Below are 17,015 nucleotides of genomic sequence, written 5' to 3' on the forward strand. Positions count from 1 at the left end.
TGTAGACTCGACGCATGACTAACCGGGATAGGCTGCGGCCGTGAACGCCGACGCGCTCCGGGGGCATATGGACGCCCTGCTGCTCTCCGTGCTGGAGCGTGAGCCGCTCCACGGCTACGCGATCATCGAGGCGCTGCGCGAGCGCAGCGGCGGTGCGCTCGACGTGCCGACGGGCACGGTCTACCCCGCGCTGCGCAGGCTGGAGCGCGCCGGGCTGCTCGCCGGCGAGTGGGCCTCCGACGGAGGCCGCAAACGGCGGACCTATCGCCTCACGGACGCCGGACGTACGGCGCTGGCGGGGGAGCGGTCGGCCTGGCGGTCGTTCACGACCGCGATAGGGAGGGTTCTCGACCCGCTGCGCTGAGCGCGGAGATCGCCCGGGAGCAGCGCAGGCAGCGCGCGGCGTTGTACAACTGGGCGATCGCGCACACGTAGCTGACCATGGTCACGCCCAGCCCGGGCAGGTAGCCGGTGAAACCCACCGGGCCCTGCGAGGCCACCGCCAGCGTGATGCCCATCACCCCGATCAGCGGCGTCTGGATCCAGACGAACACCCCGAGCCACCGGGTGAGCCGCTCGGGCTCGCGGATGCGCCGCGATCCGCGCCCGAGCGCGAGCAGCGCGAGACCGCCCACCACGCCCACACCGAGCTGGAACGCGTCCACCGTTCTGGCGAGCGGCCCGAACCACACCGGCTTGATCTGCTCGATCCGCGGGCTCTCGGGGAAGATCCGCCAGATCACCGCCCACAGGAACGCGGTCAGCGGCACGCTGAGGAACAGCAGCACGGCCGTCCGCCTGCCCTGGCTCACCGCCAGCTCCCCCTGGAAACCCGGCGCGATCTCGGCCACGGTGCCGAAGTCGGCCACCGCCAGCCGTTCCGCCTCGGCCCGGGGGAGGCCCTCGCCCTCGTACGCCTCGGCCGCGTCGAGCAGGCTGTCGCGCGCCTCCGCCAGCAGGTCGCGCTTGGCTCCGCCCGGGCCCCGCAGCGTGTGACGCATCGACGCGACGTACTCGTCGATCGGCCCCGCGTTCCTCATCGTCCCTCCCCGGTCTGCCGCAAGCGTACGGTGGGGACGTGCCGCCCGCATCAGGGTCATCCCTGACCCGGGCCTAAGGTCCCACCCGGTCCGAGCCGTACGGCACTGCCGTCGCGGGGGCGGCGGGCGCTTTGCTTGAGCAGGCGGGACGGGCAACGAGACGGCCGGCGAAGGCCTCCGGACGGGCAAAGGGGTGAGCTGCACCGCTCCGGTTCGCAGATACCCTGTTCTCAGGTGAACCCCGCCCCCAAAAACATGGCCCTGTCCCTTTTGCGGCGCGAGGGACACGGGGGTTTTCTGGGTACAGGGATGCTCATGGGCGGTGTCTTCTGACCGTTTCGCCGCGGCAACACCCTGTTAACCCTGGTCGGCGAGACTGAGAGCGGAGAGCGAGGCGGAACGTGAACCAGCCGAAGATCGTGGTGGGCATCAACGGATCGATGGCGTCGCAGGCCGCACTGCGGTGGGCCGCCGCCGAGGGTTCGCTGCGCGGCGCGCGGGTCGAAGCGGTGTACGCCTGGGAGTGGATGGGCGGGCTGCACGCCCACTACGCGCCGATCGCGAGCCGCACCTCCCGGGAGGACGAGCACAGGAACGCCCTCGACGTCGCCGCCCAGGCCGTCGCCGAGCTCGGCGAGCGTGACGTCGAGCCGGTCGTGATCGAGGGGCCGCCCGCCCAGGTCCTGCTCCGCGCGACCGAGGGCGCCGACCTGCTGGTGCTGGGCGCGCACGAGGCCGAGTCGGAGCCCTATCCGGTGCTCAACCCGGTCGTCTCCGCCTGCCTGCTGCGGGCCAGGTGCCCGGTCGTCGTCGTGCTGCCGGGCATGGAGCACGACCGCCGTCCCGGAGTGCTCGCCGGGAGCCGGTCCTGACCCTGGTCTGACCCCGGGGGCCGGACGTCCTCCCGGTCTCGGGACTTTCCGCCCTGCCGGAGCGCACGGCCTGGGCGGACTCTGAGCGTATGGACCCCAGCAGCCCGGTCAGCGGCCCGGGCATCGTCGTCGGGTATGACGGCTCCGACTTCGCCATGCAGGCGCTCGACTGGGCGATGGACGAGGCCGAGTTCCGCGGCTCGGCCATCACCGTCTGCCACGCCTGGCAGTCGCCGTACGGCACGGACGACGAGGAGGCGCGCAGGTCGCTGCAGCACGCGGCCGAGCACGTGCTGTGGCACGGCGCGGAGTGTGCCCGGCAGTGCACGAGCGGGGTCCGCGTGCGGGAGGACCTGTTCGAGGGGCCGGCCTCCGACCGGCTCGTCGCGCTGTCGGAGACGGCCGACCTCGTCGTCGTGGGGTCGCGCGGCCTGAGCGGCGCGGCCCGCCGCGTGATGGGGTCGGTCGCGGGACACGTCGCGTCGCACGCCCTGTGCCCGGTGATCGTGGTCCGCGGCCGGGGGCCGCTGCCGCATCGCAGGCACCCCGGCCCCATCGTCGTGGGCGTCGGCGGCGGCGACGACCACGTCCTCGCCTTCGCCTACCACGAGGCCGCCCTGCGCGGGCTGGAGCTGATCGCGGTGCACGCGTGGCGCTACCCGGCCGCCGCCTGGAGCGCCGGCATGGCGCCGATGGTGATGTCCGACGTCCCCGGCAGGGAGGCCGTCGAGGCTCTGGAGGCCGCAGTGAAGCCCTGGCGCGCCCGATATCCCGACGTGCGCACGCTGCTCCGGCCGGTCGCGGGGCCCGTGCTCGACGTGCTGGCCGGCGCCTCGCCCGGCGCGACCATGCTGGTCGTCGGCGCGACCCGCGCCCGGGGGGTGCTCGGCAGGCTCGGGTCGGTCACCCGGCCGCTGATCGACGCGGTCACCTGCCCGGTCGCCGTCGTCCACTGCTGAAGCGCCGCCGATCTCGGGGGTAGGACCGATCCATCCCGAATCGTGCCGCGCAAGGGCAGCAGCCCTACGGTTGCGACGTCTGGTAATCGGCAAATTCATACAAGTTTGTGATAAAGACACTCTTTGGTCCTGGTGTCGGGGTGATCTCCCCCTAAAGTCCGGGGCATGCGTGCTCTATCCCGGGCCTGCCCCGATGACCACCCCGGTGGCCGTGACTCGAGACGCGGCGTCGGACGCGCCGCTCGCGCGGCCGCCGCGCTCGCGGCCGCCGGCCTCCTGACCGCCGGCGTCACGGTCGCGTCGACGGCGCCCGCCTCGGCCGAGCCGGGCGCCGTGGTGATCAGTCAGGTGTACGGTGGCGGCGGCAACTCCGGCGCCCCCTACACCAACGACTACGTCGAGCTGTTCAACCGCGGCACGGCCGAGATCTCGCTGGACGGCTGGTCCCTCCAGTACACGAGTGCCGCCGGGACCGGCCAGTTCGGCTCCCAGAAGCAGAACCTCTCGGGCTCGCTCGCCCCCGGCCGGTATCACCTGGTGCAGCTCTCCGCCGGTTCGACGCCGAGCGGCGCCCTGCCGGCCGCCGACACCGTCGGCACGCTGAGCCTGAGCGCCACGGCCGGCAAGGTCGCGCTGGTCCGCTCGACCACCGGCCTCGCCTGCAACGGCGGCTCCTCGCCCTGCACCCCGGAACAGGCCGCGCAGATCGCCGACCTCGTCGGGTATGGCACGGCCAACTACTTCGAGGGCTCGGCGGCGGCCCCCGGCCTGAGCAACTCCACCGCAGCCGTCCGCGCCGGCGGCGGCTGCGCGGACACCGACGACAACGCCGCGGACTTCACCGCGGGCACGCCCGCACCGCGCAACACGGCGACGCCGCCCGCCCCGTGCGGCGGCGTCTCCCCGTCGCCGTCCGCGACCCCCTCCACCAGCCCCTCCGCCTCGCCCTCGCCGTCGTCCTCCCCGTCGCCCACGCCCACCGGCGATCCGTGCGACGTTCCCGCGAACCGGCAGATCGCCGAGGTCCAGGGCAGCGGCGACGCCTCCCCGCTCACCGGACAGACCGTCCGGGTCGAGGGAATCGTGACCGGCGACTTCCAGACGACCGGCCAGCAGAGCGGCTTCTACTTCCAGGACCCGACGCCCGACGCCGACCCGGCCACCTCCGACGGCCTGTTCGCGTTCGCCCGGGACACCCTGAAGGACGTCAAGGTGGGCGACCGGGTGCTCGTCACCGGCCGGGTCACCGAGTTCAACGGGCTCACCGAGCTGTCCCCGGTCACGGCGGTGGACGTCTGCGGCACCGGCACGATCGAGCCGAGGGCCTACGACCTGCCGCGGGCCGGCGGCGCCACCTTCGAGCCGTACGAGAACGTGCTCGTGACCTTCCCCGAGCCGCTGACCGTGACCGACCACTACAACCTCGGCCGGTACGGCGAGGTGACGGTCGCCGCCGGCGGCAGGCTGTTCCAGCCGACCGACCGCACGGGAGTGGACACCGCGCTGGACGCCCGCAGGACGCTGCTCGTCGACGACGGCTCGAACACCGAGAACCCGGCGACGATCCCCTACACGACGCCGGAGGTCGTCCGGCTGGGCGACACCGCGAAGGGGATCACCGGCGTGCTCGGCTACGGCTTCGGGGCCTACCGGCTGGAGCCGACCAAGCAGATCACCTTCCAGCGGACCAACCCCCGCATGCCCGCGCCCGTGCCGGTCGGCGGGAACGTCCGCGTCGCGAGCCTCAACACGCTCAACTGGTTCACGACGCTCGGCTCGCGCGGCGCCAACACGGCCGAGGAGCAGCAGCGGCAGCTCAAGAAGATCGTCGCCACGCTCAAGGGCCTCAACGCCGACGTCGTCGGGCTGATGGAGGTCGAGAACAACGGCCAGACCGCCGTCAACGCGCTGGTCGCCGCGCTCAACGCCGAGGTGGGCGCGGGCACGTACGCCGCCCTGACCCACCCCTACCCGGGCACCGACGCGATCCACGTCGCCGCGATCTACAAGCCGGCGAGGCTGACCCCCGTCGGGGCGACGCGGTCCTCGGCCGACCCCGTCTTCCGGCGGCCGCCGCTGATCCAGACCTTCCGCCGGGTGGGCGGCGGCCAGCCGTTCACGCTGCTCGTCAACCACTTCAAGTCCAAGGGCTGTGACGCGGAGGCGCCCAGCGGCGACACCGACCAGGGCGACGGCCAGGGCTGCTACAACGCCGAGCGCGTACGGCAGGCCAAGACCGTGCTCGGCCTCATCGACTCGATGGACCTGCCGAACCCGCTGGTGATCGGCGACCTCAACGCGTACGGCGAGGAGGACCCGATCCACACGCTGGAGAAGGGCGGCCTGACCAGCCTGTCCAAGCAGTTCGTCCCCGCGGCCCAGCGCTACAGCTACCTGTTCGGCGGGCTGTCGGGCGAGCTCGACCACGCCATGGCCGGCAAGCAGCTGACCAAGCGGGTGACCGGGGCGACGATCTGGCACGTGAACTCCGACGAGTCGCGCATCCTCGACTACAACCTGGAGTTCAACCCGCCGAGCCTCTACCGGCCGGACGCGTTCCGCTCCTCCGACCATGACCCGCTGCTGATCGGGCTGAACCTGCCCGGCGGCAAGCACTGACGACCGGCACGCGAAGGGGCCCCCGTCGCCCGGGGCCCCTTTCGACTCGTCAGGCGTTGGGATCGACGACGTCCCGCTTGGTCTCCGGCGGCTCGCCCGGCTTGCCGCCGAGACGCGGATAGCGCAGGTCGAAGGCGGGCCGCTCGGAGCGGATCGGCGGCATCCACAGGAAGTTGTGGCGCGGCGGCGGGCAGGACGTCACCCACTCCAGCGAGTTGCCATGCCCCCACGGGTCGGCCACCGTCACCTTCTCGCCGTGCCGTGCGGTCCACCAGACGTTGTAGAGGAACGGCAGGGTGGACAGCCCGAGCAGGAACGCCCCGAGGCTCGACACCTGGTGCATCCACGTGAATCCGTCGCTGGCCGCGTAGTCGCCGTAGCGGCGCGGCATGCCCTGCGCGCCGAGCCAGTGCTGGATGAGGAACGTCGTGTGGAACCCGATGAACAGCATCCAGAAGTGGATCTTCCCGAGCGGCTCGTTCAGCATCTTCCCCGTCAGCTTCGGCCACCAGAAGTAGAAGCCGGAGAACATGGCGAACACCACCGTGCCGAACACCACGTAGTGGAAGTGGGCGACGACGAAGTAGGTGTCGTGGATGTGGAAGTCCAGCGGCGGCGACGCCAGGATCACCCCGGTCAGCCCGCCGAGCAGGAACGTCACGAGGAACCCCACCGACCACAGCATGGGCGTCTCGAAGGTGAGATGGCCCCGCCACATCGTGCCCGTCCAGTTGAAGAACTTCACCCCGGTGGGCACGGCGATCAGGAACGTCATCAGCGAGAAGAACGGCAGCAGCACCCGGCCGGTGGCGAACATGTGGTGCGCCCACACGGTGACCGACAGCGCGGTGATCGCGATCGTCGCGCCGACCATCCCGACGTACCCGAACAGCGGCTTGCGGCTGAAGACCGGGATGACCTCGGTGACGATGCCGAAGAACGGCAGCGCGATGATGTAGACCTCCGGATGGCCGAAGAACCAGAACAGGTGCTGCCACATCAGCGGACCGCCGCTCGCCGGGTCGTAGATGTGCGAGCCGAGCTTGCGGTCGATCTCCAGCGCCAGCAGCGCGGCGGCGAGCACCGGGAAGGCCAGCAGCACGAGGATCGAGGTGAAGAACACGTTCCACGTGAAGATCGGCATCCGGAACATCGTCATGCCCGGGGCGCGCATGCACATGACCGTCGTGATGAAGTTGACCGAGCCGAGGATCGTCCCGAGGCCCGACAGCGCCAGGCCCATGATCCACAGGTCCCCGCCGAGCTGCGGGGTGTACACCGCGGACGACAGCGGCGTGTAGGCCGTCCAGCCGAACGTCGGCGCGCCGCCCGTGAGCGACGACGCCAGCACCATCAGGCCGCCGAACAGGAACAGCCAGTAGCTGACCATGTTGAGCCGGGGGAAGGCCACGTCGGGCGCGCCGATCTGCAGGGGCATGACCGCGTTGGCGAATCCGGCGAACAACGGCGTCGCGAACAGCAGCAGCATGACGCTGCCGTGCAGCGTGAACAGCATGTTGTACTGCTGCAGCGTGACGAACTGCATGCCCGGATCGAAGAGCTCCGCGCGGATGACCATGGCTTCCAGGCCGCCGACCAGGAAGAAGAAGAACGCGGTGATCATGTAGAGGTTGCCGATCACCTTGTGGTCCGTGCTCGACAGCCACGAGACGAGCAGGGCGCCGGGGCCCTTCTGGCCCGTCAGGTCGCTCGGCCGTACGGCGTGAGTCGTCATCGGCGTGCTCCTTCTACGTCAAGGAGGTCTGCTGCCCAATCACACGAGGCTCATCACGAAATGGAATGCTGGGATCGACCGGCTGGTTATGCCCGCTGAAGACCGAGCGAAAGGAGTCGCCAGTGGCGACCATCGAGGTAACTGAGAAGAACTTCAACGACATCGCCGACAATGGCATCGTACTGCTCGATTTCTGGGCGTCCTGGTGCGGCCCCTGCCGGTCGTTCGCGCCGATCTTCGAAAAGGCGTCCGAGGAGCACGCGGACATCACCTTCGGCAAGATCGACACCGAGGCGCAGCCGGGCCTGTCGGAGGGCTTCGAGATCACCGCGATTCCCACGATCATGGCGATCCGCGACGGCATCGTGGTGTTCGCCCAGCCGGGCGCCCTTCCCGCGCCCGCGCTCGAGGACCTGATCAGGCAGCTGCGCGCGCTCGACATGGACGCCATCCGCGCCCAGATCGAGGCGGAGGCCAAGAACTCCTGAGGCCGCGGGCCGCGCCCCCGGAAACGGAAACCGCCGTCACCCCGTCCGAGTGATCGGAGGGCGACGGCGGATTCAGCGGTCCCGGGTTCGGGCCCGGTGGTTCTGGATCCAGCTCGGTGGTTCTGGCTGGCAGGTGCGGCGGTCAGCTCGACCGGTAGAGCTCCGCGACGCGGAAGGCGAGGTCGAGCGACTGGCCGCGGTTGAGGCGGGGGTCGCAGGCGGTCTCGTAGCGCAGCGCCAGGTCCTCCTCCACGATCGCGTGCCCGCCGCCCACGCACTCGGTGACGTCGTCCCCCGTGAACTCGATGTGGATGCCGCCGGGGTGGGTGCCGAGCGCGTGATGCACCTCGAAGAAGCCCGCGACCTCGTCGAGCACGTCGTCGAGGCGGCGGGTCTTGTGCCCGCTCGGCGCCTCGAAGGTGTTGCCGTGCATCGGGTCGCACACCCACGCCACGGTCGCGCCGCTCGCGTTGACCTTCTCCACCAGCGTCGGCAGCGCGTCGCGGACCTTGCCCGCGCCCATCCGGGTGATGAAGGTGAGCCGCCCGGGCTCGTTGTCCGGGTTGAGCTTGTCGATCAGCGCGATGGCCTCTTCGGGAGTGGTCGTCGGGCCGAGCTTCACGCCGATCGGGTTGCGGATGCGGCTGAAGAACTCGACGTGCGCCCCGTCGAGCTGCCGGGTGCGCTCGCCGATCCACACCATGTGCGCCGACACGTCGTACGGCAGCCCCGTGCGCGAGTCGATCCGGGTGAGCGCCCGGTCGTAGTCGAGGATCAGGGCCTCGTGGGAGGAGTAGAACTCCACGGTGTGGAACTCCTCCGGGTCGGCCCCGCAGGCCCGCATGAACGAGAGCGCCTGGTCGATCTCCCGCGCGAGCTGCTCGTAGCGCCGCCCCGCCGGGGACTCCGCGACGAAGTCCTGGTTCCACGCGTGGACCTGACGCAGGTCGGCGTAGCCGCCCTTGGTGAAGGCCCGCGCGAGGTTCAGCGTGACGGCGGAGGAGTGGTAGGCGCGCAGCAGCCGGTTGGGGTCGGGACGGCGGGCCTCGGCGGTGAAGTCGAAGCCGTTGACCATGTCGCCCCGGTAGGCCGGCAGCTCCACGCCGTCGCGGATCTCCGTGGGCTTGGAACGCGGCTTGGCGAACTGCCCCGCGAGCCTGCCGATCTTGACGACCGGCACGCGGCCGGCGTAGGTCAGCACGATCGCCATCTGCAGCAGGGTCTTGAGCTTGTTGCGCACGTTCTCGGCCGTCGCGCCCGCGAAGGTCTCGGCGCAGTCGCCGCCCTGCAGGACGAACGCCTCCCCGCGCGCCACGGCGGCCATGCTCTCCTTGAGCTGGTCGCACTCGCCGGCGAACACGAGCGGGGGCAGGGACGCCAGCTCCGCTACGACCTTGTCCAGCTCACCGCGGTCCGGCCAGTCCGGCTGCTGGGCCGCGGGAAGGTCACGCCAGGCGTCCAGGACAGGGCCGCTCACGGGGTCGAGGTTCGTTGCGCTCACGGGAACCAAGGTTATTGCACCCGGTCCCGTGCGGGCCCCGTCCTGTCCATTTGCTGAGATCTTTTTCTCGCAGCGGAAGACGTACGTGCTCGGGCAGGACGCCGAGCCCGATGAACCGCGCCACCAGCGAGCGCACCACCGGCACGCGGGTGAGGGCGGGGATCCGCGCCACGGGGCCGGCGAGCGCCGGCCGGATGAGCCGGTCCTGCACCACCCGCTGCGCGGTCTGCACGATGATCGTGGGGACCTTCCTGCGGCGCTCGACCTTGGCGAGCACCGCGGAGGGGGCCCGGCCGCGCAGCAGGGCCGGCCCGACGATGCCGGCCGCCGCGACGGCGTCGGCCACGGCGAGGTTGATCCCGACGCCGAAGACCGGCGACATCGCGTGGGCCGCGTCGCCGATCAGCAGCAGCCCGGGCAGGTGCCAGCGGGTGAGCCGGTTCACCTCGACGCTCAGCATGCCGGTCTCGTCGAAGCCGTGCAGGTCGCCGGTTCTGCCGCCGAGGAAGGGCAGCAGCCGTCCCACCTCGCGGCGCAGCTCGCCGATGCCCTTCGCCTCCAGGGCGGTGAAGCCGCCCTTGGGGATGATGTAGGCGAGCTGCCAGTAGGTCTCCCTGTTGATGGCGACCATGAGACGTCCGGCGGACGCCCGCAGGAACGGCTGCTCGGGATCGCCCTCCGCCCGCGGCAGCCGGAACCAGACGACGTCCATCGGGGCGCCGAACCGCTTCGGCGCCAGCCCGGCCGCCCGCCGTACGTCGGAATGCCGGCCGTCGGCGCCGACCGTGAGCACGGCCCTGATCTCGTGCTCCTCGCCCCGCTCGTCGCGGTAGCGCACCCCGCGGACCGCGCCGTCGTGCCGTACGAGGTCGACGACCTTGGCGTTCATGAGGAGGTGGAAGTTGGGATAGGCGGCCGCCTCGCGGGTGAGGAGGTCGAGGAAGTCCCACTGCGGCACGAAAGCGATGTACCGGTACTTCCCCGGCAGGTGCCGCAGGTCGGCGATGGGCACCTCGCCGTCGTCGGTCCGTATGGACATCGTGTACGCCTTGCGGTGCGGCAGCCGGTGGAACGCCTCGCCCAGGCTGATCTCGTCGAGGATCTGGAGGGTCGAGGGGTGGATGGTGTCACCGCGGAAGTCGCGCAGGAAGTCCGCGTGCTTCTCCAGCAGAGTGACATCGACGCCCGCGCGTGCCAGGAGCAGTGCGAGCATGGCCCCCGCGGGCCCGCCGCCCGCGATCACACATGTCGTCTCCATAATTCATCACCCGCTGAAATTGTCTCACGCGGAGGGCCGGGCCGCCAGATGTGGGCCTACCGGAGCGCGTGCGGGACCGCTATTTTGTGATCAATGGAGTCGGCCTTTATGGAGTCCGCTGTGAGTGCTCGCGTCAGTCACCTGTCCCGCGTCGCGGCCGGGGCGATGGTCCTGTCCCTCGTGGCCTCGCTGACCGTGGGGGCGCCCGCGGCCCTCGCGGCGACCGGCGACTCCGAGCCGCACACCGGCAACGGGTGCGGCTCGCAGTCCCTCACGCTGGAGGCGTGACCTCAGACGTGCGCGTGGTTCCTCGACCCCGCACGCAGCAGGTCGAGGCAGGCGACCAGTGACCGCGTCGTGATGTCCCTGATGCGGGCGTAGGACTCCTCCGGATACTGCCGGGGGCCGTCCTCCACCAGCATGATCAGGTAGAGGTAGGCCCGATAAAGGGCCATCCGTACGCGGGCGGCCTGATCCAGCCGCACGGGGCCGGCCTCCTGCCGATAACCCATGAGCATCGGGTCGTCCTCGCGCAGCTCGTCGAAGATCGTGGGCGTGACGAAGTCGGCGAGCGGGTCGCCCCAGAACGCCCTCTCGTGGTCGATGAGCGCCTGCACGCGGTTGTCGCCGTCCAGGAACACGTTGCCCGGCCACATGTCGAAGTGCACCAGTGACGGCGTGGTGACCTGGTCGAGGACGTGCGCGTTCATGTGGACCAGCCCGACGATCTCCACGATCGTGGCGGGGAGCGGGGTGTTGTAGTAGACGGCGTCGTCCAGCAGGGCGCCGACCATGACGAGGAACGCCTCCCGCCAGGTCCGGCCGGTCAGCCCTGCGTACGGGTAGCCGAAGACGCCCGTGCCCGGGATGGAGTGCAGGCGGGCGAGGTGGCGGCCCAGCTCGAACCGGAGCGCGCCCTCCTCCGCGGGGCTGAGCGTCGTCCGGTTCCACGGCACCCCGTCGAGCGCGGACAGGATGAGGTAGTCGCCGCCCAGCAGCGGGTCGTCGAACGACGCCTTGAGCAGGGCGGGCATCGGCAGCCCGGTGGGCTGGGCGAGGTGGTAGACCATCGCCTCGGTGCGCAGCAGGTGGCGCTCGTAGGCCAGCAGCCGCAGGTCGGGCGGTGGTCCCAGCTTGAGCACCACCTGACGTCCGTCGTCGAGGCCGAGCCGCCAGACGGCGTTCGCGAAGCCGTCGGTGAGCTCCTCCGACGAGGTCACCCCGCAGCCGAGCGCGTCGCGGGTGACCTCTTCGAGCTGGGCGGGGGACAACCGCCTCTTCGTCCTGCTGTCCATTCAGCCTTCCAATGACGCAGTGGTGACCGCGATGGTCCACGTGGCCTCGTGCTTGTCCCCCGGCTGCAAAACGATCAGATCGGTGCCCGAGTTGAACGCGTCGGGCGGGCACGTCATCGGCTCCACGGCCAGCCCCTGATGGCCCAGCCCCGTGCCGGTGCAGACCTGGACCCACGGCAGCACCGCGGGGTCCCAGGTGAGCTCCACCCCGCCCTCCGGCCCCAGCACGCGTACGCGTCCCTCCGTCACGCCCGTGAAGGCGTGGTCGACGGCGGTGTCCCCGATCACGCGCGGCGTCCTGAAGTCGTAAGGCGTTCCCTCCACCTCCACCAGCTCGGTGGGGGCGAGCAGGTCGTCGGTGAGCAGCACCCGCCCGGCCGGCAGGCCGAGCTCGTAGGCGGTGACGTCGGGCCCGGCCAGCAGCCACGGGTGCGGCCCGCAACCGTACGGCGCCGCCGTCTCGCCCACGTTCTGCGCCGTCAGCGTGGTCGACAGGCCCTCGCCGGAGACCGAGTGCCGCACCTCAAGGGAGATCCTGTGCGGATAGCCCTCGGTGGGCTCCACGACGTGCGTGAGCCGCACGTGGCCGTGGTGGTCCTCGACCGACAGCAGCTCCGCGCACTTCCAGTCGAGCCCGGAGACGAGGCCGTGCAGGGCGTGGCCGCGGTCGGGCTCGTTGATCGGCAGGTGGCGGCGCCGCCCCTCGAAGACGTACGTGCCGCCGACCACCCGGTTGGGCCACGGCGCCAGGATGGTGCCGCTGTAGTAGGGGACCGGCCCGCCTTCCGGCCAGCTCGTCACCAGATCGCGGCCCTCATGGCGCAGCACCCGGAGCGCGCCGCCCCGCTCGCTGATCGTGGCCTGGTATCCGCCGCCGGCAATCGTGTAATCGGGCACGGGGGAGTCCTCTCGCTGACGCGACGTCAAGAAGCGGGTCATCTGACGGTATGCAGGGACTTTATCCCAGCTCATCGCGCTTGATCCAAGCGGGGTGGGAGGATGGTGGGAGCGCTCCCACTCTGGGTAAAGCTAAGTCTTTTCGGCTGACGCGTCAACTTATTCGCGGGATTATCGCGTAGATCGGTGTAAGTGTACCGATTTGCCGCACAGTGGCAGTCGCGTGCACGTGCATGGGCGAACGCCCACCACCGCGTGCTGAAAGTTTCAGCAGTTCCGGGCAGCCGTCATCGCAATCCGCGCGCCACGGGTCCGGGCGCGCGGAATACGGCGCCCCGAATACGGCGCCCGGAATACGGCGCCCGGAATACGGCGCGGAATAGGGGGCGCCGAACGGGAACGGCGTCGTGGGAACCGCCGGTCGAGAGCGCCAAAAGGACGGCGGTGGCTGACGAATCGGCCGCCAGTGCCCCGGTGCCCGGCCGCCCGGACCGGAAACGAGTCTGGGAGCCAGGAGGCCCGGGAGGCAGGGCTCCCGACCCGGTGCCCTCGACCCGGTGCCCTCGACCCGGTGCCCTCGACCCGGTGCCCTCGACACCGTGCCCTCGACCCGGTGCCCGGGAGTTGGGGCCCGGGCACGCCGGGCCCGGTGGGCGGGGGAAAACGCTTCGCCTATCGGGCCGGCGTGCTCGCCGAGCGCGCTATCGGGTGCTCTTCATCGGGTGCCGTTCATCGGGTCGTGTTCGTCGATCCTGTTCGTCGATCCTGTTCGTCGGGTCGTGGCAGGCCCGCGTGGGGGGTCAGCGCAGCTCGCCGCTCTTCACGACGTCGCGATACCAGAGCGCGCTGTCCTTGGGCGTGCGCCGCTGCGTCGTGTAGTCCACGTACACGATGCCGAACCGCTGGCTGTATCCCTCGGCCCACTCGAAGTTGTCCAGCAGCGACCAGACGTGGTAGCCCTCGACCTGCGCGCCGGCCTCCATGGCGCGGTGCACCGCGCTCAGGTGGGCGCGCAGGTAGGCGATCCGCCGGTCGTCGCGGACCCGGCCGTCGGCGTCGACGCCGTCCACGGTGGCGAGGCCGTTCTCGGTGATGACCATCGGCACGCCCGGGTAGTCCCGCTGCACCCGGACGAGGATGTCGTGCAGGCCCTCGGGGTAGATCTCCAGCCACTCGGCCTGGGCCCGCTCGTGCAGGAAGACCCGCTCGCCCTTGCCGTCCACGAAGACCGGCGTGTAGTACTGCACGCCGAGGATGTCGATGGGCTCGCCGATGACGCCGAGGTCCCCGTCGAGGATGTGGTCGGCCATCGGGCCGCGCTCGGAGATCCAGCGCAGCGTGTCCTCGGGGTAGCGGCCCTTGAAGACGGGGTCGAGGTAGAGCCGGTTCTCCAGCCCGTCCTGGTGGTGGGCCGCCTCGCGTGCCTCCGGCGTGTCGTCGGCCGGGTAGGTGGGGTGCAGGTTGAGCGCCGGGCCGATGCGGCGTCCGGGGTGCCGTTCGTGCAGCACCCGCGAGGCGAGGCCGTGGGCGAGCAGCAGGTGGTGGCAGGCGACGAACGCGCGCGCGTCGTCCTTCACGCCCGGCGCGTGGGTGCCGAAGCGGTATCCGCAGTCGACCACGGTCTTGGGCTCGTTGATCGTCAGCCAGTCCCTGATCTCCAGGGCGTCGAAGCAGATCGCGGCATACTCGGCGAAGCGCTCGGCCGTGTCCCGGTTCTCCCAGCCCCCTCGGTCCTGCAGCTCCTGCGGCAGGTCCCAGTGGAAGAGCGTGGCCATCGGCCGGACGCCGCGCTCGGCCAGCCCGTCCACGAGCCGGCGGTAGAAGTCGAGGCCCTTCTGGTTGGGCTTGCCCGAGCCGGTCGGCTGGATCCGCGGCCAGGCGATGGAGAAGCGGTAGCTTCCGAGGCCCAGATCGGCGATCAGGTCGAGGTCCTCGTTGTAGCGGTGGTAGTGGTCGGCGGCGTGCTCTCCGCTGTCGCCGTCGCGTACGTTGCCGGGGACCGCGCAGAACGTGTCCCACACCGATGGCCCGCGGCCGTCCTCCGTGGTCGCGCCCTCGATCTGGTACGCCGCGGTGGACGCGCCCCAGACGAAGTCGGCCGGAAACCGTGCGGGTGAGTTCATGGCTTCATCCATTCTCGGTGAGGAAACGCGCGGGTGATTCGAGCGCCGTGCGGAGCTCCCCGAGGAACTCCGCGGCATCGCGACCGTTGATGTAACGGTGGTCGTATGCGAGGCCAACTGTGGCGGTCTTGCGTACGGCGAAGCCCGGACCGTCTTGGACGACCTCCGAGCGCGGCGCCGTCAGCGACAGCGCGCACGTCTGGCCGGGGAAGACGATCGGGACGGCGAACACGATGCCGTCGTGCGTGTGCAGGGTGAGCGTGATGGCGCCTCCCTGGAGGTCGCGTTCCCGGAACGACCCGGTGAGCGCCGTCTTGCGGAAGCCGACCAGGTCACCGGCGATCTTGGACAGCGGCCGGTTGCCCGCGTCGCGGACGACCGGGATGAACAGCCCTCGGCCCACGTCGACCGTCACGCCCACGTCGGCGGTGGCGGCCCTTCTCGCCCGGGGGCCGGGGCCGGGCGCCGCGAAGAACATCGGGAAACGGTCGAGCAGACCGCCGGTCGCCTTCACCACCATCTCGGGCAGGCCGACCAGGGTGCGCAGCCGGCGGGTGAGGTCGCGGGCGAGCGACAGGACCTCGGTCACGTCGACGTTCATCGCCGTGAAGGCCGCCGGGATCTCGCGCCGGGACCGTTCGACGACCTCGGCCGTCCGCTGCTGCGCCCGCGACAGCGTGATCCACTGCGCGTCGTCGTCCTCCACGGGGGAGTCTCCCGCCGGGGAGGAGTCCCCTGCCTGGCCGTCGTTCCCCGCCTGGGCGGCGTCCGCCGCCGCGGGGGAGGGCTCCTGCGCGGCGAGCAGCTCCTCGACGTCGGTCCGCCTGATGACCTTGCGGCCGAGGGCGTACACCCGATCGACGGCGATGCCGTGCGCCTCGATCAGTTCGCGCGCGGGCGCCGTGACGATCACCCCGGAGACGTCGCCGGGCGGCGCCGCGGCCTGCGGCCCGCCCGGGTTGTCGTCCGCGACCTGCCGGGCGGCCTGCTGCGCGGGCTCGCCCGAGGTCTCACCGGCGTCGTCGTCGTTCGCGAGCAGGCGGGCGATCACCTGCCCCGGCTCGCACTCGGCCCCCTCGGCGAGCAGCCGCCGCAGGACGCCGTCCGACGGGGCCTCGACCTCCTCGGTCGCCTTGGACGTCTCCAGCAGCACGATCGCATCGCCGTCGCGCACCGTCTGCCCGTCCTCGGCCAGCCACTCGACCAGCACGTACGACGTGTCGTTGTTGTTGAGCTTGGGCACCCGGAAGTCGGTCACGACAGCGCCTCCCTCACCGCGGCTCTGATGCTGTCGGCCTGCACGAGCACCTCACGTTCCAGATGGGGGGCGGCGGGGATCACCCCGTCCGCCGAGTTGACCAGCGTGATCGGGCCCCGCAGGCGGCCCCACAGGCGCGGATAGAGCGCCGTGGCCACCTCGGACGCCCAGGAGCCGCCCTCGGTGCCGTCGTCCACGACGCAGACGTGCGGCGCGTCCTCCAGCCCCGGCAGCCGCGGCACGGGATAGAGCTGGGCGGGCACCAGCAGCTCGCAGACCAGGTCGTCCTCCAGGAGGAGCGCCCGCATGGCGTCGAGCGTCCGGTGGACGAGCCCGCCGTGGGTGACCAGCGTGCAGTCGGGCCGGCCGGCGCCGTCGACGCGCACCCGCGCCACGTCGTCCACCAGCTCGACGGTGAACAGGTCGTCCACCTGCTGCATCTGCCGCGTGTAGAGCACCTTGTCCTCGAAGAACAGACAGGGCCGCCCGAGGCCGAACATCCGGGCGAACAGCTCGCCCGCGTCGTGGAACGGCGTCATCTCGAACAGCGACAGCCCCGGCACGCCGATGAAGTGCTTCTGCGGGTTCTGGCTGTGGGTCGGCCCGTAGCCGCGGTTGCCGCCCGTGGGGCAGCGCACCACGAGCGGCACCGGCACCGGCCTGCCGTACATGGAGGTGGACTTGGCGGCGAAGTTGGTGATCTGGTCGAACGCCAGCGCCACGAAGTCGGCGAACATGATCTCGACGATGGCCTTGTCGCCGGCCAGGGCCAGCCCGGCCCCGACGCCGGCGATCGCGCCCTCGCTCAGCGGCGTGGACCTCACCCGGGAGCCGAACCGGCTGGACAGCCCGCGGGTCACCTTGAACGCGCCGCCGTACGGGTCGCCGACGTCCTCGCCGAGCAGGTGGACCGAGGGGTCGGACTCCATGAGATCGTGCAGCGCCTGGTTGAGGTGCTCGGAGACCCTGG

15 protein-coding genes are annotated in these 17,015 nt (G+C 71.0%); 6 read left to right on the top strand and 9 right to left on the bottom strand.

Annotated elements, in window-relative coordinates; translation table 11 throughout:
- Positions 1–40 precede the first annotated feature (40 nt).
- On the top strand, positions 41–364 hold the full coding sequence (locus FLX08_RS28570; protein ID WP_142623248.1) for a helix-turn-helix transcriptional regulator: 324 nt from the start codon (positions 41–43) through the stop codon (positions 362–364).
- On the opposite strand, the gene FLX08_RS28575 is transcribed toward FLX08_RS28570, so the two are convergent.
- Positions 324–1,040, bottom strand: a complete 717-nt coding sequence (locus FLX08_RS28575) for a permease prefix domain 1-containing protein (RefSeq protein WP_142623250.1) — start codon at positions 1,038–1,040, stop codon at positions 324–326. The genes FLX08_RS28570 and FLX08_RS28575 overlap by 41 nt on opposite strands.
- Before the next feature lie 401 nt (positions 1,041–1,441).
- Between FLX08_RS28575 and FLX08_RS28580 the strand changes: the two genes are divergently transcribed.
- The 3 genes from FLX08_RS28580 (at position 1,442) to FLX08_RS28590 (ending at position 5,490) form a co-directional block, all read left to right on the top strand.
- A complete protein-coding gene (locus FLX08_RS28580) occupies positions 1,442–1,912 on the top strand; it encodes a universal stress protein (protein ID WP_142623252.1) in 471 nt (156 codons plus the stop codon).
- Positions 1,913–2,001: 89 nt separating this feature from the next.
- Positions 2,002–2,871 carry a universal stress protein gene (locus tag FLX08_RS28585; RefSeq protein WP_142623254.1) on the top strand — a complete coding sequence of 290 codons (870 nt, stop codon included), beginning with the start codon at positions 2,002–2,004 and terminating at the stop codon, positions 2,869–2,871.
- Positions 2,872–3,036: 165 nt separating this feature from the next.
- Entirely contained in the window at positions 3,037–5,490 is a 2,454-nt protein-coding gene (locus tag FLX08_RS28590; RefSeq protein WP_142623256.1) for an ExeM/NucH family extracellular endonuclease, read from the top strand.
- A 49-nt stretch (positions 5,491–5,539) separates the two neighbouring features.
- Here the strand turns inward: FLX08_RS28590 and ctaD are convergent, their stop codons facing one another.
- The gene (gene ctaD, locus FLX08_RS28595; protein WP_142623258.1) at positions 5,540–7,225 is read right to left on the bottom strand and encodes an aa3-type cytochrome oxidase subunit I; all 1,686 of its coding nucleotides are present in this window, start codon (positions 7,223–7,225) and stop codon (positions 5,540–5,542) included.
- A 122-nt stretch (positions 7,226–7,347) separates the two neighbouring features.
- On the opposite strand from ctaD, the gene FLX08_RS28600 reads away from it, so the two are divergent.
- Positions 7,348–7,713 (top strand): thioredoxin family protein, encoded by a 366-nt coding sequence (locus tag FLX08_RS28600; protein ID WP_142623260.1) that lies wholly within the window; start codon positions 7,348–7,350, stop codon positions 7,711–7,713.
- Between the two features lie 142 nt (positions 7,714–7,855).
- On the opposite strand, the gene FLX08_RS28605 is transcribed toward FLX08_RS28600, so the two are convergent.
- Together FLX08_RS28605 and FLX08_RS28610 are read right to left on the bottom strand one after the other, a co-directional pair.
- On the bottom strand, positions 7,856–9,214 hold the full coding sequence (locus FLX08_RS28605) for a class II 3-deoxy-7-phosphoheptulonate synthase (protein ID WP_244312957.1): 1,359 nt from the start codon (positions 9,212–9,214) through the stop codon (positions 7,856–7,858).
- A complete protein-coding gene (locus FLX08_RS28610; protein ID WP_142623262.1) occupies positions 9,159–10,472 on the bottom strand; it encodes an FAD-dependent oxidoreductase in 1,314 nt (437 codons plus the stop codon). Before FLX08_RS28610 ends, FLX08_RS28605 begins: the two co-directional genes overlap by 56 nt.
- Before the next feature lie 120 nt (positions 10,473–10,592).
- Here FLX08_RS28610 and FLX08_RS40875 point away from each other — a divergent pair, with 120 nt between their 5' ends.
- Complete coding sequence (locus FLX08_RS40875) at positions 10,593–10,760, top strand: hypothetical protein (protein WP_167530608.1); 168 nt, start codon at positions 10,593–10,595, stop codon at positions 10,758–10,760.
- A gap of 2 nt (positions 10,761–10,762) precedes the next feature.
- Here FLX08_RS40875 and FLX08_RS28615 read toward each other — a convergent pair whose 3' ends face one another.
- The 5 genes from FLX08_RS28615 to FLX08_RS28635 all read right to left on the bottom strand — a co-directional run.
- A complete protein-coding gene (locus tag FLX08_RS28615; RefSeq protein WP_142623264.1) occupies positions 10,763–11,767 on the bottom strand; it encodes a phosphotransferase family protein in 1,005 nt (334 codons plus the stop codon).
- Positions 11,768–12,664, bottom strand: coding sequence for an aldose 1-epimerase family protein (locus FLX08_RS28620; protein WP_244312958.1), 897 nt, complete (start codon positions 12,662–12,664; stop codon positions 11,768–11,770).
- Between the two features lie 800 nt (positions 12,665–13,464).
- The gene (locus tag FLX08_RS28625; protein WP_244312960.1) at positions 13,465–14,787 is read right to left on the bottom strand and encodes a GH1 family beta-glucosidase; all 1,323 of its coding nucleotides are present in this window, start codon (positions 14,785–14,787) and stop codon (positions 13,465–13,467) included.
- Between the two features lie 4 nt (positions 14,788–14,791).
- Positions 14,792–16,045, bottom strand: coding sequence for a 2-oxo acid dehydrogenase subunit E2 (locus tag FLX08_RS28630; protein ID WP_142623269.1), 1,254 nt, complete (start codon positions 16,043–16,045; stop codon positions 14,792–14,794).
- Positions 16,042–17,015, bottom strand: a 974-nt coding sequence (locus FLX08_RS28635; protein ID WP_142623271.1) for an alpha-ketoacid dehydrogenase subunit beta, incomplete at its 5' end; no start/stop codon positions are given. The genes FLX08_RS28630 and FLX08_RS28635, both read right to left, overlap by 4 nt.

It is taken from the genome of Microbispora hainanensis, assembly GCF_006874475.1.
Classification (GTDB): domain Bacteria; phylum Actinomycetota; class Actinomycetes; order Streptosporangiales; family Streptosporangiaceae; genus Microbispora; species Microbispora hainanensis.